The organism is Ideonella sp. P3_A4, from assembly GCF_056403075.1.
Window position 1 is genome coordinate 1 of record NZ_JBFUGE010001345.1, and the last position, 607, is coordinate 607.

Annotated in this window: 1 protein-coding gene; it reads right to left on the bottom strand. The window is 68.7% G+C overall.

Going from position 1 to position 607, the window contains the following annotated elements:
• The coding region (locus AC1DYI_RS37940) for a lectin (RefSeq protein ID WP_477209198.1) at positions 1-604 on the bottom strand (604 nt) is incomplete at its 3' end.
• Positions 605-607 lie beyond the last annotated feature (3 nt).

Genomic DNA, 607 nt, shown 5'->3' on the forward strand with positions numbered 1-607 from the left:
CGTGGGCAGAGTTCCACGAGGTGTTGCCGCCGCCGGTGCGATCGAAGTGGCCGACCTGCACCGATGCGTCCGCCGCGCTGCTCGTGTAGTTCTTGCAGCTGTGGTCGGCCGTGTCGGAGAAGGCACGGCCATCAGGCAGAGAGCCGGTCAGGATGTCGTGCTCGTTGGGCTTGTCGCCGGCGCGCTTGACCGCCTCGTTCTTCTCGGTGAACGCGGTGGCCCAGCTCAGGTTGTTGCCTAGCCGGGCTTCGTCCAGCGTGTCGCCATGCAGGTGCGAAAGGCTCTTGGCCACCACAGCCCCGCGCGCGTTGTACCAAGGCCCCTGACCGATGCGGTCGCGTGCGTTGACCGCTGCCTGGCCATTGGCCGCCTGCGTGCTGAGGTAGGCATGCCAGGTCTTGCTACCTGCCCCCACTGCGGACGCCAGCTTCTGGCAGTGGGCATCAGCACCTGCGAGGCCGCCCAGGTCGGCGCCCTTGCCTGCCCCTTCGCTGGTGACGAAGAAGCTGAAGCGCTGGGCGATCTCGGCAGGTGTCGGTGCGCTAGCGGCAGCGGCTGGGGCGCTGGCAGCAGGCGCCGCGGCAGTCTGGGCGCAGCTGCTCAACGC